General features: G+C 36.3%; 20 protein-coding genes and 1 pseudogene. 15 read left to right on the top strand and 6 right to left on the bottom strand.

The window, feature by feature from the left end; all coding sequences use genetic code 11:
- Positions 1-12 precede the first annotated feature (12 nt).
- From BN1243_RS08555 to BN1243_RS08535, 5 genes are all read left to right on the top strand, one after another.
- Positions 13-906, top strand: coding sequence for a carbohydrate ABC transporter permease (locus tag BN1243_RS08555; protein ID WP_062105954.1), 894 nt, complete (start codon positions 13-15; stop codon positions 904-906).
- A 215-nt stretch (positions 907-1,121) separates the two neighbouring features.
- Positions 1,122-1,916: a M55 family metallopeptidase gene (locus BN1243_RS08550; protein ID WP_062105952.1), complete on the top strand. Its 795-nt coding sequence runs from the start codon at positions 1,122-1,124 to the stop codon at positions 1,914-1,916.
- Positions 1,917-2,120: 204 nt separating this feature from the next.
- On the top strand, positions 2,121-2,918 hold the full coding sequence (locus BN1243_RS08545; protein ID WP_062105951.1) for an ABC transporter ATP-binding protein: 798 nt from the start codon (positions 2,121-2,123) through the stop codon (positions 2,916-2,918).
- Between the two features lie 16 nt (positions 2,919-2,934).
- Complete coding sequence (gene hemG / locus BN1243_RS08540; RefSeq protein ID WP_062105950.1) at positions 2,935-4,332, top strand: protoporphyrinogen oxidase; 1,398 nt, start codon at positions 2,935-2,937, stop codon at positions 4,330-4,332.
- A gap of 30 nt (positions 4,333-4,362) precedes the next feature.
- Positions 4,363-5,550 (top strand): MFS transporter, encoded by a 1,188-nt coding sequence (locus tag BN1243_RS08535; protein WP_062105949.1) that lies wholly within the window; start codon positions 4,363-4,365, stop codon positions 5,548-5,550.
- Positions 5,551-5,626: 76 nt separating this feature from the next.
- On the opposite strand, the gene BN1243_RS08530 is transcribed toward BN1243_RS08535, so the two are convergent.
- On the bottom strand, positions 5,627-7,123 hold the full coding sequence (locus BN1243_RS08530; RefSeq protein WP_062105948.1) for a cellulase family glycosylhydrolase: 1,497 nt from the start codon (positions 7,121-7,123) through the stop codon (positions 5,627-5,629).
- 17 nt (positions 7,124-7,140) lie between these two features.
- A complete protein-coding gene (locus BN1243_RS08525; RefSeq protein WP_062105947.1) occupies positions 7,141-7,758 on the bottom strand; it encodes a YktB family protein in 618 nt (205 codons plus the stop codon).
- A 144-nt stretch (positions 7,759-7,902) separates the two neighbouring features.
- Here BN1243_RS08525 and BN1243_RS08520 point away from each other — a divergent pair, with 144 nt between their 5' ends.
- The 9 genes from BN1243_RS08520 (at position 7,903) to BN1243_RS08480 (ending at position 19,707) form a co-directional block, all read left to right on the top strand.
- Positions 7,903-8,889: a 2-hydroxyacid dehydrogenase gene (locus BN1243_RS08520; RefSeq protein WP_062105945.1), complete on the top strand. Its 987-nt coding sequence runs from the start codon at positions 7,903-7,905 to the stop codon at positions 8,887-8,889.
- Between the two features lie 184 nt (positions 8,890-9,073).
- Positions 9,074-10,471: a sulfatase family protein gene (locus BN1243_RS08515; RefSeq protein WP_062105943.1), complete on the top strand. Its 1,398-nt coding sequence runs from the start codon at positions 9,074-9,076 to the stop codon at positions 10,469-10,471.
- Positions 10,472-10,516: 45 nt separating this feature from the next.
- Positions 10,517-12,757 (top strand): helix-turn-helix domain-containing protein, encoded by a 2,241-nt coding sequence (locus BN1243_RS08510; RefSeq protein WP_062105941.1) that lies wholly within the window; start codon positions 10,517-10,519, stop codon positions 12,755-12,757.
- A gap of 59 nt (positions 12,758-12,816) precedes the next feature.
- A complete protein-coding gene (locus tag BN1243_RS22585; protein ID WP_230200145.1) occupies positions 12,817-12,990 on the top strand; it encodes a hypothetical protein in 174 nt (57 codons plus the stop codon).
- A gap of 122 nt (positions 12,991-13,112) precedes the next feature.
- Positions 13,113-14,078, top strand: coding sequence for an ABC transporter permease (locus BN1243_RS08500; protein WP_407638852.1), 966 nt, complete (start codon positions 13,113-13,115; stop codon positions 14,076-14,078).
- Positions 14,079-14,093: 15 nt separating this feature from the next.
- A complete protein-coding gene (locus tag BN1243_RS08495; protein WP_062105937.1) occupies positions 14,094-14,990 on the top strand; it encodes a carbohydrate ABC transporter permease in 897 nt (298 codons plus the stop codon).
- A 44-nt stretch (positions 14,991-15,034) separates the two neighbouring features.
- Entirely contained in the window at positions 15,035-16,591 is a 1,557-nt protein-coding gene (locus BN1243_RS08490; protein WP_062105934.1) for a type 2 periplasmic-binding domain-containing protein, read from the top strand.
- Positions 16,592-17,178: 587 nt separating this feature from the next.
- Positions 17,179-18,579, top strand: a complete 1,401-nt coding sequence (locus BN1243_RS08485; RefSeq protein WP_062105932.1) for a sulfatase family protein — start codon at positions 17,179-17,181, stop codon at positions 18,577-18,579.
- Between the two features lie 30 nt (positions 18,580-18,609).
- Complete coding sequence (locus BN1243_RS08480) at positions 18,610-19,707, top strand: mandelate racemase/muconate lactonizing enzyme family protein (RefSeq protein WP_062105927.1); 1,098 nt, start codon at positions 18,610-18,612, stop codon at positions 19,705-19,707.
- 869 nt (positions 19,708-20,576) lie between these two features.
- Here the strand turns inward: BN1243_RS08480 and BN1243_RS08475 are convergent.
- On the bottom strand, positions 20,577-21,254 hold the full coding sequence (locus tag BN1243_RS08475; protein WP_084781858.1) for a sulfatase-like hydrolase/transferase: 678 nt from the start codon (positions 21,252-21,254) through the stop codon (positions 20,577-20,579).
- Here BN1243_RS08475 and BN1243_RS22055 point away from each other — a divergent pair.
- Positions 21,172-21,387: pseudogene (locus tag BN1243_RS22055) on the top strand (hypothetical protein); the annotation flags it as partial. The gene BN1243_RS08475 and the pseudogene BN1243_RS22055 overlap by 83 nt on opposite strands.
- Here BN1243_RS22055 and BN1243_RS22580 read toward each other — a convergent pair.
- The 3 genes from BN1243_RS22580 to BN1243_RS08460 all read right to left on the bottom strand — a co-directional run bounded on the left by BN1243_RS22580 (position 21,298) and on the right by BN1243_RS08460 (position 25,353).
- Positions 21,298-22,335, bottom strand: a complete 1,038-nt coding sequence (locus tag BN1243_RS22580) for a sulfatase-like hydrolase/transferase (RefSeq protein WP_062105926.1) — start codon at positions 22,333-22,335, stop codon at positions 21,298-21,300. The pseudogene BN1243_RS22055 and the gene BN1243_RS22580 overlap by 90 nt on opposite strands.
- A gap of 144 nt (positions 22,336-22,479) precedes the next feature.
- Positions 22,480-24,696 (bottom strand): helix-turn-helix domain-containing protein, encoded by a 2,217-nt coding sequence (locus BN1243_RS08465; protein WP_062105924.1) that lies wholly within the window; start codon positions 24,694-24,696, stop codon positions 22,480-22,482.
- Between the two features lie 39 nt (positions 24,697-24,735).
- Positions 24,736-25,353 (bottom strand): YesL family protein, encoded by a 618-nt coding sequence (locus tag BN1243_RS08460; RefSeq protein ID WP_062105922.1) that lies wholly within the window; start codon positions 25,351-25,353, stop codon positions 24,736-24,738.
- Between the last annotated feature and the right edge of the window lie 26 nt (positions 25,354-25,379).

Below are 25,379 nucleotides of genomic sequence, written 5' to 3'. Positions count from 1 at the left end.
GGGGCGTCGATTATGAAAAACATTAGTTTATCAGATAAAACATTTGACATCGTAAATAAATTATTGGTTTTATTGATTGTTGTGATTATTGTATATCCGTTAATTTTCGTTTTAAGCGCTTCGATTAGTGATCCTACAGCAGTAAGTGCAGGGAGAATGTGGCTATGGCCGGTAGATATTACATTTGCGGGTTATAAACGCGTCTTCGAAAATAGTCATATATGGTTAGGATATCGAAATACAATATTTTACACTCTTTTAGGAACAATTCTCCATCTATGCGTATTGTTACCATGTGCATACGCATTGTCTAGAAAAGAAGTTATGGGGAAGAAAATCATATTGTGGATCATTCTTTTTACTATGATGTTTAATGGTGGATTAATTCCGACATTCTTAGTAATCAAAACATTAGGAATGGTTGATACGATTTGGGCTATCGTCATTCCAGGTGTGGTTGGTGCTTGGTCACTTTTAGTTGCTCGTACATTCTTCCAACAAACGATACCGGATCAGTTAGTGGAAGCAGCTAAAATCGATGGTGCCTCTGATTTTTATATCTTTGGAAAAGTCGTTCTACCACTCTCGGCTCCAATTATTGCGGTAATGGCACTTTTTCATGGAGTAAGTCTTTGGAATCAGTATTTTTCAGCTTTAATTTATTTATCAAATGAAAAGTTATTTCCGCTTCAATTGTTTTTAAGGCAACTCTTAATTGTCAGTGAAATTAGTCCTGATGGTGGGGGCGGACCTGGTGAGGTAGAATCACTAGTTGAACAAGTTAAAACAGCGAGTTTGTTAAAATATGCTGTAATTATAGTTTCCTCATTACCGCTTTTAATCGTTTATCCATTCTTACAACGATTCTTTGTTAAGGGTGTGTTGATTGGATCGGTTAAGGAGTAATATCAACCGTTAAATATTTAAGTAGATTGCTAAACAGCTAAGCAGACTATGCAGAGTCTTGCCCTTTCGTTTTAATCGGGAGGCAGGAAACTGGGAAGAAGCTTAATAGTTTAGCAATCTTTTTTTATAATAAAAGGAACTTCTGTCTGGGCGTCGAATGATTAGGAATAATCTGCTTATAAAAAATGTAAATTGAAGGGGAGCGTGTATACAGGTTGAAAATTTACGTTAGCGTTGATATGGAAGGAATTTCAGGTATTGTTTTAAAGCAACAATTAACTAGAGGAGAATTACTTTACGAGGAAGCGAGGCATTTTTTAACGGATGAAGTTAATGTTATAGTTGAAAGTTTAATAGCTGCTGGAGTTGATGAAATTTACGTTAAAGATGCCCATAGTTCAGGATTTAACTTCTTAGTGCATAAACTACATCCTGGTGCCAAATATTGTGTAGGGGCTACCAAAATACCTGAGCGCTTTCCAGGTCTTGACACAAGTTTCGATGGAGCTATGCTAATAGGTTATCATGCTATGGGAGGAATTGAAAAGGCGATTCGAGATCATACTATGACATCAGTTGGTTGGCAAACGATCCATTTGAACGGGAGTCCTGTTGGAGAAATCGCCTTAGACAGTTTACTATTTGGCTTGTATAACGTCCCTGTTCTTCTTGTAACAGGAGATGATCAAACATGCGTCGAAGCACAGAAAGAAATTTCTAATGTTACCGTTTATGAAACTAAGCAGTCGTATGGCAGACATGCAGGACTAATTAAATCACCGCAATTAGTTCATAAAGAGCTTAAGGAAGTTATAAAAAAATCTCTGGATAATAAGGTAAATGTTCTCCCTAAGCAAATTCAGGGGCCTTATAATCTAGCTATTAGATTTGTTAGTACTGATCAGGCAGATAGTCGTTATTATGATGGTATTCAAGCCAAAAGAATCAATGGACTAACAGCTGTCTATTATGGTGATAATTTAATTGATCTATTATCTAGAGCTCTATAAGAAACACCTAAGACTAATCAACACTAATTTTGGAATAGTCTTCTTTTTTATTCAATTCAATTAGCAGATTAGCTATAATATAAAAGATGACGTAAAGACGTGTTTATTTAAAGATAGGAGCGTTTAAATTTTGGATAGTGCTGGTCTACCTTCGAAAGGGAGGAAGTGCTAGTGCTTTTCATTTAACTGGAGGTAGTGCATCTAATGAACAAACTAATTTCTTTAAAAGATGTTAAATGGCTAAGGGAAGGAAGACCTATTTTAAGTGAAATTAATTGGGAAATGAAGGAAGGGGAACAGTGGGCCATTTTAGGCTTAAATGGTTCCGGAAAAACATCACTCTTAAATACTATATCGGGCTATCAATTTCCAACTAGAGGGGAAGTTTCGGTTTTAGGATATGAGTTCGGTAATTCTTATATTCCAGATCTCCGAAATGAACTTGGAATTTTTAGTAGTTCACTTGAGAAGTTCTCTGAAACTCTTGATTTTGAAACGATCGAGGAAATTGTAGTAAGCGGTAAATTTGCTTCGTTCGGCTTATACCAAGAAGTTCCAGAATCTGCTTGGGAAAAAGCTGATGAATTGATTGCAAAGTTTCGATTGGACTATTTAAAAGGGAAGGAATATCGTTTTTTTTCTCATGGGGAAAAAAGAAGAGTCTTAATAGCGCGAGCTCTTATGAATAATCCAAAACTTTTAATATTAGATGAGCCATGTTCAGGATTGGACATTTTATCAAGAGAAGAAATCTTAATGCTTATGAAAGATATTACCCAGAATCAATGCCACCTAATTTATGTAACTCATCATATAGAAGAACTGACGGAAGATATCACTCATGTTATGCTGCTTCATAAAGGGAAAATTGTCGGAGCTGGTCCAAAACGTGATATATTAAAGGATGAATTACTAACAAAAACATTTGAGCTTCCTGTCCGTATTCATTGGGAAGAAGGTCGTCCTTGGTTATCCGTACAAAAACATGAAGCTTTAAATTAATTGAGGTGTGCAAAAAGTGAAAACAGTCATGGTTCTTGGTGGTGGGATTACTGGTTTATCTGCTATGTATGAATTACATAAATGGAAGAAAAAATCAAAGTCTGATATCAAACTGATTTTGGTCGAAGGATCCACCCAACTTGGCGGGAAAATAAAAACAGTAAAAGATGAAAACTTTATAATGGAGGCAGGAGCGGACTCCATTGTAACGAGAAAGGCCAACGAATTAAATATTATGGAAGAGTTAGGGATTGAAAGTGAGGTTGTCTACAACTCAACTGGCAGATCCTTCATCTATACAGAGGGTAAATTAAAAGCCATCCCTGCCGATGCCGTGTTTGGTATCCCGGCAAGTATAGAATCTTTGGCAAAAAGTACATTAGTTTCACCGCAAGGAAAGGTAGAGGCATTAAAAGACTTTTATTTAAAAAATGATTCGTTCAAGAAAGATGATTCCATCGGTGACTTTCTAGAATACTTTCTTGGGAAGGAGCTCGTTGAAAAACAAATAGCTCCTGTATTATCTGGTGTTTATTCTGGAAAACTTAGCCATTTGTCGATTGCTTCTACTCTTCCATATTTGCTCGATTATAAAGAGGAATATGGAAGTATCATCAAAGGGCTAGAGGCAAATAAAGAAAAATTTCAAGGCACCAGTGAGAAGAAATTTATTTCATTTCAGAATGGTCTCGGCAGTATCATCAGTTCTTATGAAGAACAGCTTGAGAATGTTGATATTTATACTAATTATGAAGCTGAAAAAATCGGAAAGATAAATAATCGATATCAAGTTTTGTTTTCAAATAAAGAAAAAATGGAAGCCGATTATATCGTACTTGCTTTGCCTCATTCTGTAACACAGAAGTTGTTGAATGAAAAGTCATTGGACGAGCAGTTCTCGCAGTTGAAAACTAGTTCTCTCATCAGTGTTTACATAGGATTTGATTTACCAGACCATTTACTTCCAGAGGAAGGGACTGGATTTATTACTGAGAATACTGATGAATTAGCATGCAATGCTTGTACTTGGACAAGTCGTAAATGGAAGCATACTTCTAAAAAAGGAAATTTACTTGTTAGATTGTTTTATAAATCAAGTCACCCATTATTTGCTGCATTAAAAGGCATGAGTGAAGAAGAACTTCTGCAAGCGGCCCTACAAGATATTGAAAAGAGTTTGGATATTAAAGCCGAACCTGTTACAACACTTGTTACCAATTGGACAGATAATATGCCGAACTACCAGATTAACCATCGTCAAATTGTGGGACATCTTGAACAAAATCTTGCTTCTTTATATCCACAATTATTGTTGGCTGGTTGCTCGTATTATGGTGTGGGAATTCCAGATTGCATTCAGAATGGAATGGAAATAGCTGAAAAAATGATTCAATTATTAAACGAGGGTGCTTAATAAAAGGCTCCCTCTGAAAAGGTGAATCCATTGAATATAATAGGCGACTTTAAACAGTTTTTTAGAATAAAAGGGGCATGGTTTCTCATACTCGGAATCTTTTTATATGGAATCGGTACTGGAATTTTGTCTCCGATGAATGCCATTTATATGAGTGAAGGGATCGGGTTATCAAAAGGGCAAATCGCCACTATTTTTTCCGTATCTGTCATTCTAAATATGATCATTACGATTATGGTCGGATTTTTCAGTGATAAAATGAAACAGAAAAAGCCCCTGCCATTATTTGCCTTAGTTCTATGTGTAACTGGACTTTTCATTTATATGGGAGCGGATACTTTTATTCAAGCAATGATTGGAATGATCATTACAGTTGCGCCTTCTGGTTTGATCATGGGACAGATTTATGCGATGGCACGTAATCACTTTATGAAGGAAGCACCAAAAATATATGAAATGGCTCAAATTTGGCTTCGTGCGATGATGAGTGTCGGTTTTTTTACAGGTTTGCTTCTCGGTGCGAACTTATATGTGTTAGCGAGTTTTAAAGGTGTCTTGATTGGGAATTTATCCGGTTATCTTTTTTTATTCATTCTACTATTCTTCTATAAGGAATATAAAAATGAGGGAGAAGGATCTGTGGAAACAAAAGGGGAGCAATTTTCCCTTATTATGCTTTTTGCGCTTCTTTTACTTGGTTGTGCCGACTCATTACGAGGACTTTATTTGCCGCTTGTAGTAGTAGATTTATTTGAAAAGCCTTACTTAATGTCCTATTTATGGAGTGTGCAAGCTGTATTTGAATTGCTGTTTATGACGTTTGCCGGTTATTGGGCGATGAAATTTGGGAGTAAACGAATTTTCGTTATTGGCAGTTTATGCGCCTTAATAACTTATATAACTTATAGCTCTAGTCCTCCGTTATTCGTATTCTTTCTTGTTCAGCCGTTATACTCCTTTTTTGTTTCTGTTTTATACGGAGTGGCGATGGGCTTCGTGCAAAGAATGTTTCACACAAAAATTGGCTTCGGATCTAGCATATATGTTTTCTTATTCCAGATGGCCTCTTTGGTCGGTTATGTATTACCGTTTATAGTCGAAGGGTATAGTCCGAAAATATTTGTTATCCCTTCACTATTAGTAGGTTCAGGTGTTGTACTAATGGTGAGTTATATGATTTTTAAGCGTTCTCAGAAAAATATTGCTCCATCTTTATAAAAAATAGTAAAGCTGTACTAATCTCCCATTAGAGACTTAGTACAGCTTTTTTGAATGCATAGTAATTAATAAAATATTATCTTCCAACAATGACCAAACTACGAATGCTATCTGTTATAGGGGGAATTTCTAAATAGCCTCCATCAGAATCGTCCATCTTCCTAAGTACATATGAACTACCTTCTGGTGACAGTGAAATATCTTTTTCTTTGAAATTACGAATATCTGGAAGATAGATCAAAGTTGGAGCCCCTATGACACTAGTTTCCTCCCATTTCATTTGGTAAGTTCCAATAGCATCTTCATGGCGATATTGAAGCAACGTTCCTGCTACTGCGATTGGGTATGCACGCTGAATCCCAAGGAAGGAAGAGGATTGATCCATATCATCCGTATAGCTCCAATACGTATCACTGCATAAAAGCCGTTCCATTAATCGTTTTATATGGAGTGCAACATGTCCGGTTTTGTGAGAATTATAGAAAGCGCCCCATTCACCGATGAGCATAGGCATATCAAGTCTTTGTCGCGTTTCCTCATGTCGCTCAAAAATAAATTCTAATCTGCGATCGTTTGCTGTGTGTGCCAGGTCTGAGTCGACTACCACATCATAAGAGTGCGGTGAATAAGCTTGCTGGGGGTCTTTATTTCCATTGTTATCGAGTACGGGTTGGATCATACTGCTTGTCCCTAAATTAGAAAAGTAATTTGTCTCAAGAAATAGGATTCTTTCAGCATCGATTGAACGAATAGCATAAGCCGCTTTTCGGTAAAATTCCGATAGTATCTTTTTTTCAAAGGATTGCAAAACTGTGCTAGGTGCATCTACCACTTCTTTATATGTTTCAGGATCATCCAATAGGCTAAAGTATGTCTGTTTTTCTTTTGGATCACTAAAGGCACTATATAATTGGTTTAGATCAATTTCACCATATTTTCTTTGATAACATTCCGCAAAAGCAGTAAATATTTGCTCATTTACCTGTTGAACAGGACTTCCTATAAAAGGTTCGTTGAATAAATCGTAACCGATTATATTAGGTTCCATATGGAGTTTTTCAACAAGGTACGCCCATGCTTGGATAAAATGATCTTGAATCCCTACGCCATCGGGACCCGGAGTATTATTCCAGAAATGGTCGAATGACTTTTGGACTGCACCGTTAAATAGGTAGGCATCACTCCATGTCTCTCCCGGCTCGTATTCCTCTCCATCTGTAATCGTTGCCCAAACAGGGGCACCATCACCAAAATCAGCACTAAATAAATCCTGATGCATGTCGAGAAAGACGAACAAACCAAACTTATTAGCTAATTGAATCAAACGGCGAAGTTCTTCAATGTATAGGTCGTTATAGGCCCCAGCTTCTGGCTCAATGCCGTCCCAAATCACTCCAAAGCGGATAACATTCATGCCCCATTTCTTGAGGTTATAAAAATCCTTTTCTCCCCAATCGCCTACATAATGGACACTTTTATCCTTGCACACCATATTGACACCATGAAGCAGAACATGCCGGCCAAGTTTATCAACAAAGCGATTACCTTGAACTCTTACAGAATTTCCATCCAAATTAGCCAACTCCTTTATTATTTATAGGCTAACCGATAAATCGGGATGAGAGGTTCAAATGTTGTTTTGATCAATTCGATTAAGCGGTCACCATCTTTTAAAATTTGATCGTGAGCATCGATATGTTTTCCAATTAAAAATTCAGCTTTTTTAACATCACGAAAGCGTACTAATACTTTTTCAAGGTCGATGTCTACAACAGGTGACGCATCTTTTTTCATATGGTCTTGTGAAATAACAAAGTCCTTTGGAATGATATTTTGAATAGCTTTTATCTCTGTTAAGAAGTTTTGAGCAATATTTTCTTTATTTGGCAATTCATATATGAAAGCGAGCCAAACAAAAAGATGATCATCGAAAAGCCCAACTTGAAAATGAGGATGCTTCTTGTAACCACGTTTATTACCAGCAATGGCGAGCCAAGTATCTTTAGGAGGATTAACGGTTCTTCTTGCATGCTTGGCGATATGTAAATGCATTTCAGAGCCAATCATAGCCGATAAATCATCCGTTAAAATCTCACCAATCATATTAAACTTAGGCTGGATTCTAGTTTGGATGGCAGCCATTCTTTCATCAAGACCTGCTATTTTAAAAGTATCAAAATCAGTTTGTTCAAATCCATTGAATGGCATAATAAAAACTCCTTTCAAATTACTTTAAGTATACCTAAATTTTCATTTTAGTGAAATCAATTAGGACTGTTTGTTGTAAGGAGTATGGAAGAAGAGTAAAATAGGATTATCAGAATTATATAAAACATTCAGGGAGGTCTGAAATTGAAACCGAGAGTATACATAACTTTACCAATTCCTGAAAACGTAAAGGAATTCATGGACCAATATTGTGATATTAAACAATGGAGAGGATCAGATCCCATTCCTCGGGAAAATTTGTTAGAGGAAGTGGCGGATGTAGAAGGGCTTTACACAACATGGAATAAAATAGATGAAGAATTACTAGCTGCTGCTCCACATTTGAAAGTTGTTAGTAATGTTTCTGTTGGCTATAACAACTTTGATGTAGAGGCAATGAAAAAATATAACGTAATCGGGACGAACACACCATATGTATTAGATGACACGGTGGCTGATCTAACTTTTGCTCTAATGCTTGCCACAGCTAGAAGAGTGACAGAGTTGGATCAACTAGTCAAAACAGGAAATTGGAAGCCCATTAAAGATGAAGCTGAGTTTTTTGGCAGAGATGTTCACCATTCCACGATTGGAATTATTGGGATGGGGCGGATTGGAGAGGCTGTTGCCAAAAGGGCGAAGTTTGGTTTCGACATGGATGTGCTTTACCATAATCGTAATCGTAACGCGACAGCTGAGGAAAAATATAATGCGGAATATTGTGATCTTGAATCATTACTAAAACGATCAGATTTTGTTGTTCTATTGACACCGCTAACTGCAGAAACGCATCATTTGATAGGTGAACAAGAATTCAAATGGATGAAAGAAACAGCCATTTTTATCAATGTATCTAGAGGACATACTGTAGATGAAAAAGCGATGATTCACGCCCTCCAAAATGGCCAAATATATGGAGCAGGTCTCGACGTCTACCAACAAGAACCAGTAGAAAAAGATAATCCACTACTCCTTATGCCAAATGTAGTGACACTCCCCCATATTGGATCGGCTACAGCACAAACGCGTAACGCCATGGCAATGAGGGCGGCAAAAAATATTGTCTCTGTTTTAACTGGAAAAGGTGCGATTGATCCGGTTTATAATGTTAATTTATACAAAAAACAGTGACTTTGGTTGCCGTTTTAATAGTGCATTACAGACTTAATAGATATTGAAAGTAGTAGCATCTTTCAAAAAATAAGGGTTGGTACCTTATTTCAAGATTAAATTTGTTATAAATGGAAGGGAATTCATTTATTTGAAGGAAGATTACATTTTGTTGAAATTTATTATCGGGTAAGGAGATTTTATTATGAACAAACCCAATATTTTATTTATAATGGCTGATCAATTTAGATGGGATGCAATAGGAGAGGATGGGAACTGGGTTAAGACTCCCAATTTGGATAGAGTTGCCGAAGAGGGGATTAATTTCACAAACTGTATTACTAACTCTCCAGTTTGTGTACCGGCTAGGATTTCACTTGCAACTGGTTTGTATCCACATAACACAGGTATTTGGTCTTATATCAATTGTGATATGGAGGAAGGGACACCAACTTGGATGAAAGCGATTCAGGAAGTTGGCTATCGAACCAGTATATTTGGAAAGACCCATCTTCACCGTCACAGAGGTGATCTTAGGGATAGGGAGTATTTAATGAAGTCCTACGGTTTTGATGATATTTACGAGATTGGTGGGCCGAGGGCGAATATGTTGGTAAAGAGCTATATGACAGACGAATGGGAGGAAAAAGGTCTATTAAAACAATATATTGCTGATTATGAAGAGAGATTCTCGACCAAGGAATATATGGTGCGGCCATCTCCACTTCCTTTGGAAGAATATGCAGATGTCCATGTTGCTCAAAAGGCAAAAGCTTATCTAGAAAACTATGATGATGATCGTCCTTGGTTTTGCATGTTAAGTTTTGGAGGACCACATGAACCTTGGGACACTCCTGAACCATATGCCAGTATGTATGATCCCAATTCCATGCCAACGGCGATACCAAGGCCAAGTGAGGAAAAAGGGGGGCGACCTGAAGGATATTTGGATCAATTAATGGCAGAAAAACGTACCGCGCCTCCACTAACAGAAGGGGAAATTGCTGAACTTAGAGCGGATTACGCTGGGAATATTACATTAATTGATGATCAAATCGGGGAAATAATTGAGTTGCTCGAGAAAAAACACCAGCTGGATCATACAGTGATCGTTTTTACATCTGATCATGGGGAGATGAATGGAGATTATGGCCTACTTTATAAATCAAATTTCTTAAAAAGCTCAGTACAAATACCTTGTATTATTCGGACACCTGAGACGATGAAACAAACTCGCGCCGGTGCTGTTTATAGAGGTGTGGTTGAACTAAACGATATTGGTCCAACACTTGTTGAGGTGGCGAAAGGAAAGCTTAAGCATCATCAATTTGGACAATCCTTACTCCCAGTTTTTCGAAATATAGAACATAATCATCGTAACTCCGCATTAGCTGAAATTAATGGGGAAGTAATGTTGCTGACGGACGAATGGAAGATTGCACTTAATAAAGATGGAGAATGTTACTTACTCTTTGACATAAAAAACGATCCTCATGAGCAAAGAAATTTAGCTTCATATGACTCAATGAAAGTAGTAATTGCAGGATTAAAAGAAACAATTTTACAGAGGATATTAACAAGCCAATTAATGCAGAAGGAATAGGGAAAATAAATCTAATCTATTAACAAGCGGAAAGGAGGGAGATCATTGGATAGAAAACGGATGAGGATTCCACTGAGCCTTCAATATTTATCATTTTATATTATTATTTTAATTATCCCTGTTTTTTTCTTAGGATATATAATACATTTCTATTTACTTGCTAATTTAAAAGGACAAGTCATGGCATCAAATGAACAAAAATTAGTGCAGATGAAAGAAATGGTGGATACGAAGCTTTCGGAATTTCATAAAATTTCGATGCAGGTCTCTACACAGCATGAATTAACACCATATTATGTAGATAATTTCTTTGACGTATTTAAAGCGAAAAGAATACTAAACTATAAGGTTGGAAATGAATTTATTTATGAACTTTTTTACCATATAAGAGGCAATGATTACCTATTTTCAGGAGATTCCAGCTATTCGATAGATTCTTTCATTCGAAGTTACTATCAGTTTCAAAATTGGACACCAGAACAGTTTTATCAAGATATTAATGAAAGCGCTCAACCTTTTTTGAGGAATTCGGAAGAAGTAAAAATATTTAATGGAGAACCAGCGGGTATTATTACTTACGGGGTACCAGTACCATTTAATAGTAAAAATCCTTACGGAACAATAATTTTTTTAATTAAAGAACAAATGATTCAAGATATGCTTAAAAATGTCGTCAATTCGGATGAGGGCAATGCTTTTATTATAGATGAAAATAATCAGATTGTGGCAGCTTTGCATGATAAATCAAAAATAAAAGAAGTTACTGGAAAGATTAAAGAGAGTCAATCAATTGGTGTTCAAAGTTTGAAAATCGAAAAACAGACCTATTATATTTCACATGTAGAATCGAATTTTTTGGACTGGAGCTACTTTACACTAACTCCAGAAACGGAATTGATGAAAGATGTTAATAGTATTAGGGATAAAGTGTTATTATCCTATGTAGCTATTTTGCTTGCAGGTATATTAATTATTTATTTTGGTATGCGAATTAACTATCAACCTTTACAAAAACTAATTAGACGAACAGAAGAAAAATGGGCTCGAGTGGTAGGGAATCATCATGGTTTAGATAAAATATGGGGAGCAATCGATTATTCTGAGCAAACGAATCAACTCTTGAGTAAACGTGTAGAGCATAATAGGCCAGTTCTTCAACAACATCTGCTCATTCGGCTATTACGGGGAGAGATAGCAAGTTACGAGGAATTTAATATTCTTGGAAAAGATATTGATATTCAATTAAATCAATCTTCTTATTACGTTATGTTAATAGAATTTTATGACAAAGATTTTGTGAATCGTAAAATGAGTAAATTGGTAAATGATTGGTTATCTAAACTCGAAAGTTTAGAAAAATACCAAATTGAACTTTTTGAAACATCAAAAATTGTTTTTATTGTTTCAGGTGATGCTGATAGGCTGCTTTTACATGAATGGTACCAAACGTTTATTAAGTCTAGATCCTACTCAGTGACACTTGGAATTGGAAATAGCTATTATGATGCCACCCAAATTGGAAAGTCACATTTGGAAGCCTCTACAGCCCTTAATTATAAATTAATTAAAGGTACCAATCAGATTATATTTTTCGAGGAAACATCTGCCGACAACTCTAATAATCAGTGGTATGATAAAGAAATTGTCGATCGCCTTGAACTATATTTACGACAACGAGATAAAGAACAGGTGACCAAAATTATGGGGCAAGTTATTGAAATTATTAAATCACCTAGCGCCAATTTATTTTTTGCAAAGTGCCTTATGTTTGATGTTTCTAGTACTGTGATGAGGATTGTTCATGATTTAGAGCAAGTCCATCAAGAGCTTGAGGAAATAATGCCAGATGTCTTGCAAATAAATGATTTTCATTCCATTGAGGAAATGGAAGAGACTGTTACACAGATGATACAAACGGTATTCAAATTTTATGATCAATCAGATACTGAGCACCAATTGCTAGATGATCTATTGTCTTATCTGCGAGAAAATTATCATGATTATCAAATCTCAATACAAGTACTTGCTGAACATTTTTCCTTATCTGAAGCCTACATTATGCGGTATTTTAAGAAGCAAACTGGTGAAACGATTCTTCAGCATTTAAATCGGTTACGAATGGAACACACAAAACATTTATTGAAAACAAGTGATCTGCAGATAAAGGAAATTGCCCTTCAGGTAGGTTACAGCGATGTATCTAGTTTTATTAGGAAATTTAAGCAACAGGAAAAGCTTACACCTGGTGAGTATCGAAAAAAGTATACAAATAAAAATGCTATCTAAACCTAGCTAAATGCTGGGTTTTTTATCTTTTCTGAGTGTTCTATTTTGTTCCAAAAGTATTGCAATCACATAAAAACAAATCGAAGAATCATGAAACTTATCCTATTAAGCTTGAAACGATTGGATTTATGGAAATGTATTTATTGCATATCGGTTTTGTTTTAGCTTACTTGTCTAATACACCAACGATACATATGATTTTTGTTTTTGCATATAAGGTGGGAAATAACTGATTGATCAAACATAGATACTTGTTTTATGATGATTCCAGATTACGGAGGGTTTTGATCATCGAATGAATCCGTTTACAAAGTCTGTGAAAAAAAGATACTAAATAGAAATGGAGGTTAAGAGAGTGGAAGGAAATGGTAGTACAGTGCTTCAAAAAAATCAAACTATAGTAACTCAGAGAAAAACCATGAAGCAAAAGATGAAAAAGCTCCTTCAAAATTACGATTTATATCTATTATTACTACCTACATTATTGTATTTCGTGTTATTTCATTATTTCCCTATGTACGGGGTGCAAATTGCATTTAAAAATTTTAACGCAGCTTTAGGAATTAATGGAAGCCCTTGGGTCGGATTTGAACAATTTGTACGATTTTTCAATTCTTATCAGTTCTGGTCAGTTTTGAAAAACACGATGGGTTTGGCACTATTTGAACTGGCGATGTTCCCGATACCGGTTATTATGGCACTTCTATTAAATCAGTTAGTGCATAGACGATTTAAACGGATTGTACAAACAGTGACATATGCTCCACATTTTATTTCTGTTGTTGTCTTGGTTGGGATGTTATATCTATTTCTATCTCCAAGAAATGGCCTAATTAATCAACTTATCGTGTTGTTAGGTGGCGAACCCATTTTCTTTTTTGGAATTCCAGAATGGTTTAAGCCATTATTCGTTTTCTCTGGTGTGTGGCAAAATCTTGGGTGGGGGATGATTATCTATTTGGCTGCCCTCACATCCGTAAGTCCCGACCTACATGAAGCTGCAATCATGGATGGTGCAAGTAAGTTGAGAAGAATTTGGCATATTGACATACCAGGAATATTACCAACCGTTATCATATTATTGATTCTTAATATGGGAAATTTATTAAATGTTGGATTTGAAAAGGTTTACTTAATGCAGAACTCAGTGAATATTTCTTCTTCGGAAATTATTCAAACCCATGTTTATAAGGCTGGATTATTAGGTGCCCAATTTAGTTATGCGACTGCCGTAGGATTATTTAATTCACTTATTAATTTCATCTTGCTAATTATCGTCAACCAAACGGCGAAAAAAGCTGGACAATCAAGTCTTTGGTAGAGAGGGGGCAAACCTATGTACAACACAATGAGAACAAAAGGTGATAAAATATTTGATTTTTTCAACACGGCCTTTTTCACAATCGTTTTATTTATCACAATCTATCCGTTATATTTCATGGTCATTGCTTCTTTTAGTAGCCCTGATGCAGTTAATAATGGTGAAATTTGGTTTTGGCCAAAGGATATTACATTCAAAGGCTATGAGATGATTTTCAATCATGACAAAATTTGGATTGGTTATAAAAATTCCATTATATATACCCTTGTCGGGACAACGATAAATGTGATTCTAACGATTACTGGTGGTTATGCACTATCAAGAAAGGACCTTGCAGGCAGAAATATATTCATGTTTTTCATTGTATTTACGATGTTTTTTAGTGGTGGAATGATTCCAACCTATCTATTAGTAAAAGACCTTGGAATGGTAAATACAATTTGGGCTATGGTGATTCCCAATGCAATCTCCGCTTATAACCTAATTATTGTCCGAACATTTTTCCAAGGAACAATACCTGATGAATTATTGGAAGCTGGCAAAATAGATGGCTGTACGAATTGGAAGTTCTTTATGAAAATTGTTGTGCCACTCTCGATACCCATCATTGCTGTTATGGTTTTATTTCATGCTGTAGGCCATTGGAATACCTATTTCAATGCATTAATTTATTTGCGAGATTCTGCTCTTCATCCATTACAATTGGTACTTCGTGAAGTTTTAGTATTATCACAAGCCAATGAGGTAACAGATTCTGGGGCATTAGCAGAAATGGAAGCTGAAATGCAAAGTATATCTCAACTGATTAAGTATGGTGTGGTCATCATTGCTAGTTTACCAATGTTAGTTTTATATCCGTTTGTGCAAAGACATTTTGTTAAAGGTGTAATGATTGGATCTATTAAAGGTTGATGGATCTGTCATAGAGATTTAATAATAATTAGGGGGATTCAAAGATGAAGAAACATATGGTTGTATTGTTAGCGGTTCTGTTGCTTGTTCTGGGGGCTTGTAGCAATAAAGACTCCAAAACCGGATCAGATGAATATCCAGAGGATAGCGTAGAAAAAAAAGTGACCCTAAATGGGTTTGGTGTCAAGGCACCAGCAGCTACTACAGATTGGGATGATATGTCATTCCTACAGGAGCTAGAAGATAACGTTAACATTGATATTAAGTGGACGAATGCTACGCCACAAACTCAGCAGGAACAAATAAACTTAATGTTTGCCAGTGATGATCTACCAGACCTTTTTTATTCTGCTTGGAGCCTAGGAGGAAATGATATTGTAAAATACGGTGCAAATGGCCAGTTAATTGCATTGGAAGAATTAATTGAAGAACATGCACCAAATCTTAAAGCTTTATTGGAAGAAAGGCCTGACATTAAATCTATGATAACTGCTCCTGATGGACATATATATTCGATCCCACAATTTGAAGAATCATTATGGAGTACATCAAACGACGCCTTTTTCATCAATAAGAAATGGTTGGATGACTTAGGTTTACCAATCCCCACAACAACTGATGAATTTAAAGAAACTTTAAAGGCTTTTAAAAGTAAAGATCTGAATGGCGATGGTAAGATAGATGAAATTCCTTTTAGTTTCATGTATAACAATCATATTCGAGGGCCCCATTCCTTAAGTGGTTCGTTCGGTATAGTTGGTCGTAATGTGGGAGTTGAAAATGGAAAGGTTTATTATGCACCTGCAGAACCTAATTATAAAGAATATGTAAAATGGATGAATGAATTATATGTAGAAGGACTAATTGATCCAGAGGCGTTTACACATGATACACAAGTATTTGATTCTAAAATTAAATCATCTAATCCAATTCTGGGAGCCTATTTCAGCTGGTCCAACTGGTCAAATTTTGGAACGTTAGATAGCGAATATGTAGCAATCCCACCATTAAAGGGACCAAACGGAGATCAAATGTGGAACCGCAATCTTGGAACGTTTAGTATTTCTGGGTTTTCGATCACCAATGTGAACAAAAACCCAGTCCGTACAATAAAATGGGTAGATCAAATGTTTGATCCTGATATTGGAATGCAGATGAGTCTTGGACCTATTGGGATCAATCTGGAAAAAGAAGGAGACAAGTATGTTATTAAAGATGCCCCTGCTGGGACTAGCTATGAAGAATTCCGACATAAGGAAACACCAGGATCATATGGTGTATTTATAACTTTGGCAGAACAGTTTGAAAAGATGGAATTAAGTCCTGGGCAACAGGAAAAGTTAGAATATGCTGAGATGTATGCTCCGTACCAGCCTGAGGAAATTTATCCCAATGTCATGTATAGTGTTGAAGATGCTGAACGTCTTTCAATATTACAAACTGATATAGATGGTTACATTAGCGAAATGATTCCAAAATTCATGATCGAAGGTAATGTGGATGCTGGCTGGGATACCTACATTGGGCAATTGGAGAAAATGGGCATTAATGAATTAATAGAAATCTACCAAAAGTATTATGATAATTTTAAAAGTAATTGATATAAGTTAAACAGGGTGCGGAATTCCGTATCCTGTTTAATTTGATCATTTTTTATGAAAAAGAAGGGAGGTTCAGAAAACATGTAGGAAGCAGTATGGATATTAAAGATGTTTTTGAATAACAAAATCTCTATATTTAATTTGGATTTCCAGGTAAAAGAGCAGAAAGCTACTGATCGTGCTAATGATTAGAACCCAAAATGATTGCCTAGTCAAGCTAACATGTCAAGAGCGCTCGATACTATATTGCTACAGGGTCGTGCGCGGAATGTGGGGGGCTCCATCACTTATATTGACCATCAAATTGGCAGATTGTTGTTCTACCTGTGTAAATCAGAGTAAATAAAAACACTGCTATTATCTTTACATTTGATTATAGGAATATGTCTGGTGATCATTAAACAGCTTACCTTTACGAAGGATCAGCTAAAGTTGCAGGATTTTATACTGACGTTCTAGAATATTTTAATACCTGCCTCTTTCTTTTATTCGCCTAAATATCAAGAAAGGCAAGAGAAATTATCTTATAACTGGGTTAAGAAATGATCCTAAATAATTATTTTTTCTAAAACATGAGGTGAAGTCAAATGCAAAAAAATGCTTCTAAAAAAACTAATATCGTCTTCATCCTTAGTGATGACCAAGGAGCTTGGGCTTTAGGATGTGCAGGCAACCATGAAATTCGCACACCTAATTTAGATCGATTAGCAGCGGAAGGAATGAGATTTTCTAATTTTTTCTGTACATCGCCAGTTTGCTCGCCAGCAAGAGCGTCGATATTAACTGGGAGGATTCCGTCTCAACATGGTGTCCATGATTGGATTCGAGATGGAAATATTGGTGAAAATGCCGTTGAGTATTTACAAGGACAGACTGCTTATACAGAAATTTTGGCAGAGAATGATTATGTTTGTGGCTTAAGCGGAAAGTGGCATCTAGGTAACAGTCTATCACCGCAAAAGGGATTCAGTCATTGGTATGTACATCAACGGGGAGGTGGCCCTTATTACAATGCTCCGATGATCAGGAATGGGGAATTAATCAATGAACCAGGCTATTTGACCGATGCTATTACAGATGATGCGCTACAATTTTTAGAAAAACAAAATGGTGAGCAGCCTTTTTATTTAAGCGTACATTATACCGCTCCTCATGATCCTTGGATTAATAGTCACCCGCAGGAAATTGTTGATTCCTATGATGATTGTCCATTTGAAACAATACCTAATGAGCCGAAGCATCCTTGGCAAATTAACACGGCACCATGGGGAGAGAACCGCAAGGAAAATCTAAAAGGATATTTTGCTGCCGTTACAGCTATGGATCAAAACATTGGAAGATTAATAGATAAATTAGAAAAAATAGGAATTCGAGAAAACACGTTGATTTGCTTCTTAGGTGATAATGGATTTAATTGTGGCCATCACGGGATATGGGGAAAAGGGAATGGAACCTTCCCACAAAATATGTACGATACATCAGTAAAAGTACCAGCCATTTTTTCACAACCTGGCCGAATTCCTGAAGGTGTTGTGAGTGAGGAGCTTGCAAGTGGCTATGACATCATGCCAACACTATTAGATTATGTAGGCTTATCGAATCCTAAAGCGGATCACTTACCAGGAAAAAGCTTTTTATCGTCATTGCTAGGAAAACAGAAAGAGTACCATAAAAATGTAGTAATCTATGATGAATATGGACCTGTACGGATGATTCGTTCAAAGGAATGGAAATATGTTCATCGTTATCCATATGGCCCTCATGAACTGTATCATTTGGCAGAAGATCCAGATGAAAGATATAACCTTGTGAAAGATCCTGCCTACAGTGAAAGTCTTGCGAATATGAAAGCACAACTGGAAGAATGGTTTTGGCGCTATGTTGACCCTGCAAAGGATGGAACACACGAAGCAGTAAAAGGTTACGGGCAATTGGGTCTCGCTGGTCCTGCCGGTAAAGGGAAACAAGCTTTTTGTATAGAAGAGTAACATCACTATATAGAAATGGTGGGAATAAATATGAAGATTACGAAAGTAGAAACCTATTTATTGGATGTCCCTTTAAAACAACGTGCTATTACTGATTCACAAACTCGATTGGAATCTGTTGAATTTATTGTGGTTCGCTTGGATACGGATGAAGGTATTAGTGGCTGGGGCTTTAACTGGAACTATACAAAAGGAACTAGAGCGGTTCAAGCGATTATTGATGATACGTACACACCTAAGCTAATTGGTAAAGACCCGCTTATGCATAAAAATATTTTACGAGAGTTACATTATACGAATCATTTTATTGGTCAAGTAGGAGTGACTCGTGTCGGTCTTTGCGCTGTAGAGTTAGCTTTATGGGATATTAAATTGAAAGTAGCGAATATGCCTTTATGGAAATATCTTGGTCCTGTAAAAGATAAAGTGAAGGCCTATAATACTGACGGGGGATGGCTACATGTCACAACAGATGAGTTGTTGAAAGACATGATGACCTTAATTGAACGTGGCTATGATGCCGTGAAAATGAAGGTTGGTCTACCTGACCCAAGAGAAGATTATGAGAGAGTAAAAGCTGTTCGAAAAGCGATTGGCGATAATATTAAGTTAATGGTTGATGTAAACACAGTTTGGGACTTGAAAACTTCCATGGTGTGGGGAAGAAAATTGGAAGAATTGGATGTGTATTGGTTAGAAGAGCCGATGAATCCATTTGATAAAAGGGCCCATGCTGAATTAGCACACTCACTAGATTTGCCGATTGCTGTTGGGGAAACGATTTATACGAAATATGATTTCCGCGATTATATTGAAATGGGCGCAGTCGATATCGTTCAAGCTGATGCTACGAAACTATCAGGAATTGATGAATGGTTAGATGTGGCAGCACTCGCTCGTTGTTATAATTTGGAAGTTATCCCTCATACAAATGTACAACAAAAGTTACATGTACAGCTTGCTGCAGCTTCCTCAAATGTGCCTATGGTAGAACATTGCTATGAATCGATTGCGGACATTTGGGAAGATCCAATCAAAGTTGTAAATGGCTATTATACATTGCCGGAAGAACCTGGACTAGGTTGTAAATTAAACGATAAAGTATTGAAGGATTGTAGAATAGGATAAATATATTTTTAGTTAAGGCAACGGGCCGAGAAAGTGCTCTATTTGTCCGAATGAAGTGAAAGGGTAGGTGAACGGTCGAATAGAGGGGGGCTATTCGACCGAAAGAAGTGAAAAATCGATTGAACGGTCGAATAGGAGCGTTCAATTCGCCCGAAAGAATTGAAAAGTCGATTGAACGGTCGAATAGAGGGGGTCTATTCGCCCGAAAGAAGTGAAAAATCGATTGAACGGTCGAATAGAGGGGGTCTATTCGACCGAAAGAATTGAAAAGTCGATTGAACGGTCGAATAGAGGGGGTCTATTCGCCCGAAAGAATTGAAAAATCGATTGAACGGTCGAATAGAGGGGGTCTATTCGCCCGAAAGAAGTGAAAAATCGATTGAACGGTCGAATAGGAGCGTTCAATTCGCCCGAAAGAATTGAAAAGTCGATTGAACGGTCGAATAGAGGGGGTCTATTCGCCCGAAAGAATTGAAAAGTCGATTGAACGGTCGAATAGAGGGGGGCTATTCGCCCGAAAGAAGTGAAAAATCGATTGAACGGTCGAATAGAGGCGTTCAATTCGCCCGAAAGAATTGAAAAGTCGATTGAACGGTCGAATAGAGGGGGTCTATTCGCCCGAAAGAATTGAAAAGTCGATTGAACGGTCGAATAGAGGCGTTCAATTCGCCCGAAAGAATTGAAAAATCGATTGAACGGTCGAATAGGAGCGTTCAATTCGCCCGAAAGAATTGAAAAATCGATTGAACGGTCGAATAGAGGGGGTCTATTCGCCCGAAAGAATTGAAAAATCGATTGAACGGTCGAATAGAGGCGTTCAATTCGCCCGAAAGAATTGAAAAATTGAGTGAACGGTCGAATAGAGGCGTTCAATTCGCCCGAAAGAATTGAAAAGTCGATTGAACGGTCGAATAGGAGCGTTCAATTCGCCCGAAAGAATTGAAAAATCGATTGAACGGTCGAATAGGAGCGTTCAATTCGCCCGAAAGAATTGAAAAGTCGATTGAACGGTCGAATAGAGGGGGTCTATTCGCCCAAAAGAATTGAAAAATCGATGGTTGATCCATATTTTGATCTTGAATAAAGTTGACAGCTCTTTCCGTAATCGATTCAGTCAAATATTCCCCGTTCTCCCAAACTTCCTCTTCATTTTCCCAAAGGTCATGGACAGGAGGGGATTCCCAATAAAAAATGTGTGAATAATAATCAACACAGCCCGCATGAAAACCGAAAAACTCATCAAAACCATGTGCATTTGGTCGGGTTTCAGGTGTTGTCCCTAAGTGCCATTTACCGAACATTGCTGTCTTATAACCATTTTCTTTAAGTTTCGATGGCAAAGTTTCATGTTGATTCGATAATCCAGCGTGACCCCTTTTTCCAGTTAGAATATGGTCTACTCCAGTCCGTATTGGATATTTCCCGGTTAGCAATGAAGCTCTCGATGGTGAGCACACAGGAGAATTGGAGTACCAATTCGTAAAGCGAATACCTTCGCATGCTAATTTATCAATATTCGGTGTCTTCACATGCTCTGAACCAATCATTTTTTCGGCCGACCATGGTGAATCGTTAGGGATTCATGGAGGTTTATGTGATAAAATTTTCTTTATGTATGAGGAAACTTGTCATATTCCACTGATCGTGAAACCTGCTGAGAAATTTAATGAAGCTAAATACGAAGATCGTTTCGTAGGAACTTGCGACATTTATTCGAGTATTCTTGATTGGGCAGGTGTGCCAGAGGACGAATCTAATCGTATTGTCATAGAGATCATGTGCCTTTAAGTAATCAAGTAATCTACCAATCTGTTCATCAATTAAGCTAACGCTTGCAAAATAATGTTTCACATAAGGCTCGAACGTATTCCATTCGGATGAGCGAGCTCTTTTAACATTATGAATAGATGGTTTATTAGTAGAATCATCATAAAAGTTTGGCCACGGTTCCAGGTCCAAATCGCGGTATAAATCTAAATGTTTAGTAGGTGCTATATAGGGTTCGTGCGGCCCCCAAAAGTTTAATTGAAAATAAAAGGGATTCTCCTCGTGTCGAAATTGGTCAATGTAATGAATAGCTTGATCAACTAAAAAATATTCAACGGTCGTTTCGATTGGAGAAACAACCTCTGCAGCAGAATGACCTTGATAATGGCCAGATATTATATTTTTGAGTTGAACATTAAGCCCTTTTTCCTGCAGATAGTCATGGTATTGAGAATAACTATGTCCGCCAGCACCATGTCCTGGAAAATCATCGCCTTCATAACCGACAGAAGTTGGACCGGAACCAAGATGCCACTTGCCTGTATAGCCAATCTTGTAATTTTGCTTTTTCAATTGATTGCTAAGTAACTCAGGGGTATTCGGTAATTCATCATAACGGCAACCAGGCTCTGACGTATTGTTTCTCATTTCATGATTGTGAGGGTATAGCCCTGTTTGTAAGGAGGCGCGAGCAGGTGTACAAACAGGACAGCTTGCATATGTATTGTTAAAAATTACACTTTCTTTCGCTAACTCGTTAATATTTGGAGTTTGACATACTTTTCCGCCATAAGCTTTTAAAGTATCAATACGCTGTTGATCGGTGAGAATAAAAAGTATATTCGGCTGTGAGTCTTTCATCGTTCTCCGCCTAAAAAAGTAACTCAATTTTATTATTTTATGATAAAAATTGAGCCTCAAACCTACAGTCATAAACTTGAAGCTCAATTTTTTATAATAAAGCTAATGTTTACTCTAAATTACTTCAGTCTTACTTGCTCTTTTTCATGTCTTCGAATGAATATTCCGATACTCACTAGGCGTTAAACCAACAGACTTTTTAAACTTCCTTGTAAAATTCGGAGCATCAATATAGCCGACATTTGAAATAATATCCTTAATAGGAAGGGCAGTTTCAATTAGCTGTTTCTTTACTTCGTTTAAACGTAATTCCCAAACATACTGGGAAAATGTTTGCGTTGTTTCTTCCTTAATGAATCGACTTAAATAGGAAGCGGACAAATTAAAATCTTTAGCGATATTTTCTAAACTTAGATCGTAATCGCGATAACGGTTGTTAATATATTCTAGTATATCTAGCTGTAACTGATTCTTTTGATCTTCTTTCTTTTCAGAAATTTTCGCGCAGATTTCATTAGTTAAATCAGATAATGTTTTCTTGAAATGTTGTAAGTTTGTTTCATCCATTTGATAATAAACGTTTTTTAGATTTAAAGAAATTCCTGTTTCACTAGCGATTTTTATAATTGTATTCATGATGTCATATTTCATATGTTTCACCAGATGAATAGGGGCTTTATTCGTTTGTAACCAAGTTATAAGTGAGTTGATCGCTTCGTCAGCTACTTCAGTATTTCCCTGTTTACAGCTCTGGGTTAACTTTAGTAAATCTGTTTTTGGCAGCCAAATAGTTTCTTGTTGCTCTTTAATTTCTTCAAAGTAGACTAGATCACCTTTTTGGTTGGCTGTTCCATATTCAAAAGCGGCAGATGCTTCTATAAAAGAACGATTGATGAAATTCTTACCTTGGTAAGTTTTCCCAATCCCGATGCAAGAGAATGTCTCGGTTGTTAACAGCTCTTTAAAATGAGATAAAAACTTATTTTTTTCCGCATTCGTTTTAATCTTACCATTAATAATAAAAGTCATGACTTTATCATTGATTAATTCGACACCGTAAATTTTAGCTGATTTTAATAATTGGCTTGCCGCTAATTCCAAGCCTTTCATATCCATATCCCTTAATTGTTCATTAGAAAGAGCAGTCACTACTACAAAGGATTGTGGTCCGCTGAAATCTAATTGAAGAGAATCGAATAATTCTTTTGATTGATTGACTGTTTTCGTTTGGCCCTTTAATAAAGTAGTTAAACATTGATCACGAATTAGAGGTTCCTGTTTACTATATTTGTTATTTAAGTCGTCATGCTCCGAATATAAGTTTTCAATGGCAGTACTTAAATTCAATAAATCATTTTTATTATTAAATTGGTAGTTTTTGTCCGTACGATTGATTGTATCGACCATTTTCTGGATAGGATGGAAATTTTTTAATGCAACATATATCGTGAAAATGGAAGCTGCAACGGCAATACATAATAATATTAGTAACATTAAGGTTTTAAATTCAGATACTTTACTGAAAAACTGTTTAGTTGGTAAAGCCATAACGTATGACCAGTTACTCATTTCCGATTTTACTTTTACGATTGAATAATTGACCTTATCTATTTTCAATTCTTGAATAGCGGTTTCATCATTAAGAATATCTTGGATTTGTGTCGAAGTTAATTCAGAATTATTGTTAGAATAAGTTGAAATAGGCTGATCGTTTTGATCAAAAATAAATACGTTACCGTCATAACTACCCAAAATATTATTGATCATATTATGAAAAAATGTGTTTTCTAATTTCATAATAACAATTCCGTGAGAACTAACGGATCCAGGTGGCAACGGATACAAAAAAGTTGGACTAGAGCCAAATGGTTTAATGTCAGTTGAAATGCTTGGGTATTCAATACTATGGAGAGTCTTCGTAAATGAGTTCCATGAAGATTCGCCTAAACTTGATCGATATTCCAAAAAAGTATCAATACTCATATGACCATCTGCAGAGAATAGATTATCCTGATTAAAATAATATAGATATAAATCATCGATAATAGAACTATTATTTTTGTATTTCTCTATTTCATCTATTGCCTCGGGGCGAAACTCGTGTTTACTAACCCGATAGGAAGATAATTTTGGGTCAATTGAGATAAGTGCACCGATATTATTCAACTCATTGATCCTGCCATCAATCATACTTTTTATATTGTTTAGGTTATTAATATTGGCTAATTCCGTTTCTGCTCGTAAACTTTTTACAGAATTAAAGTAGAAAATCATGGAAATCATGGAGAACGGAACTATGAAAATTAATAAATATGAAAAAATATAAGATAAAAGTAATCTGTAAGTAGATTTATATTTCATAGAATGGTGCTCCTTTAACCATATTTCCTAAGATGTCTCTTATTTGTTCTTTTGTTCTAACTTTGTAAAGGCCATAAAACAAAACCACATAATGGGAAGCGATACAATCGGTACTCCCATAAAAAAGTAAATAACAGGTATTTTAATTAGTAAAATATAAGCACAAAAACTCCAAAGTAAAAGTGCAAGTGTATTGATCGGTTGAGCTAAAGCAAGTAAGAATGATTGTTTAATATATTGCAATGGTTTTAGAGCATAGTGAGACATGACTGGAAATAGGTACAAACATACGACGAAAAAAACGAAACATAAAATCAATAATAAAACATGAAGGGGAGCAAATTTCAAAAACTCTTGTGAAATTTTGAGATCAATATAAAGGAAGCCACCCACTAAAGCCATAACAAGCCCAACGATATTAGCACTCTTCCATGAATTTTTAAAGAAGTGAAAGAAATTGGGGATGATGGAGAGATCCGTTTCTTTCTTTAGCCATCTTCTTACAATTGAAAAAACCGCTACAGTAGCCGGCATGAATCCCAATATACCCAGTCCTAAGACGGTAAAAACTACCCAAAGTATTTGAAGTAGCATGAACCGAAAAATCCATTCTGCTACTGTGTAAAAGACCCCTATAAAGCCCCTTCTATCAAGCATTTATCATCACCATATCTCTCAGAAGA

Source organism: Bacillus niameyensis, assembly GCF_001375535.1.
Taxonomy (GTDB): Bacteria; Bacillota; Bacilli; order Bacillales; family Bacillaceae_C; genus Lederbergia; species Lederbergia niameyensis.
This window is presented reverse-complemented; position numbering and strand designations above follow the sequence as displayed.

Excerpts from the sequence above, each read along its gene's own strand:
- BN1243_RS08465 (WP_062105924.1), bottom strand. The coding sequence starts at position 24,696 with ATGAAATATAAATCTACTTACAGATTACTTTTATCTTATATTTTTTCA.
- BN1243_RS08525 (WP_062105947.1), bottom strand. The coding sequence starts at position 7,758 with ATGCCATTCAATGGATTTGAACAAACTGATTTTGATACTTTTAAAATA.
- BN1243_RS08555 (WP_062105954.1), top strand. The coding sequence starts at position 13 with ATGAAAAACATTAGTTTATCAGATAAAACATTTGACATCGTAAATAAA.
- BN1243_RS08545 (WP_062105951.1), top strand. The coding sequence starts at position 2,121 with ATGAACAAACTAATTTCTTTAAAAGATGTTAAATGGCTAAGGGAAGGA.
- BN1243_RS08475 (WP_084781858.1), bottom strand. The coding sequence starts at position 21,254 with ATGATTGGTTCAGAGCATGTGAAGACACCGAATATTGATAAATTAGCA.
- BN1243_RS08485 (WP_062105932.1), top strand. The coding sequence starts at position 17,179 with ATGCAAAAAAATGCTTCTAAAAAAACTAATATCGTCTTCATCCTTAGT.
- BN1243_RS08460 (WP_062105922.1), bottom strand. The coding sequence starts at position 25,353 with ATGCTTGATAGAAGGGGCTTTATAGGGGTCTTTTACACAGTAGCAGAA.
- BN1243_RS08515 (WP_062105943.1), top strand. The coding sequence starts at position 9,074 with ATGAACAAACCCAATATTTTATTTATAATGGCTGATCAATTTAGATGG.
- BN1243_RS22580 (WP_062105926.1), bottom strand. The coding sequence starts at position 22,335 with ATGAAAGACTCACAGCCGAATATACTTTTTATTCTCACCGATCAACAG.
- BN1243_RS08490 (WP_062105934.1), top strand. The coding sequence starts at position 15,035 with ATGAAGAAACATATGGTTGTATTGTTAGCGGTTCTGTTGCTTGTTCTG.
- BN1243_RS08480 (WP_062105927.1), top strand. The coding sequence starts at position 18,610 with ATGAAGATTACGAAAGTAGAAACCTATTTATTGGATGTCCCTTTAAAA.
- BN1243_RS08495 (WP_062105937.1), top strand. The coding sequence starts at position 14,094 with ATGTACAACACAATGAGAACAAAAGGTGATAAAATATTTGATTTTTTC.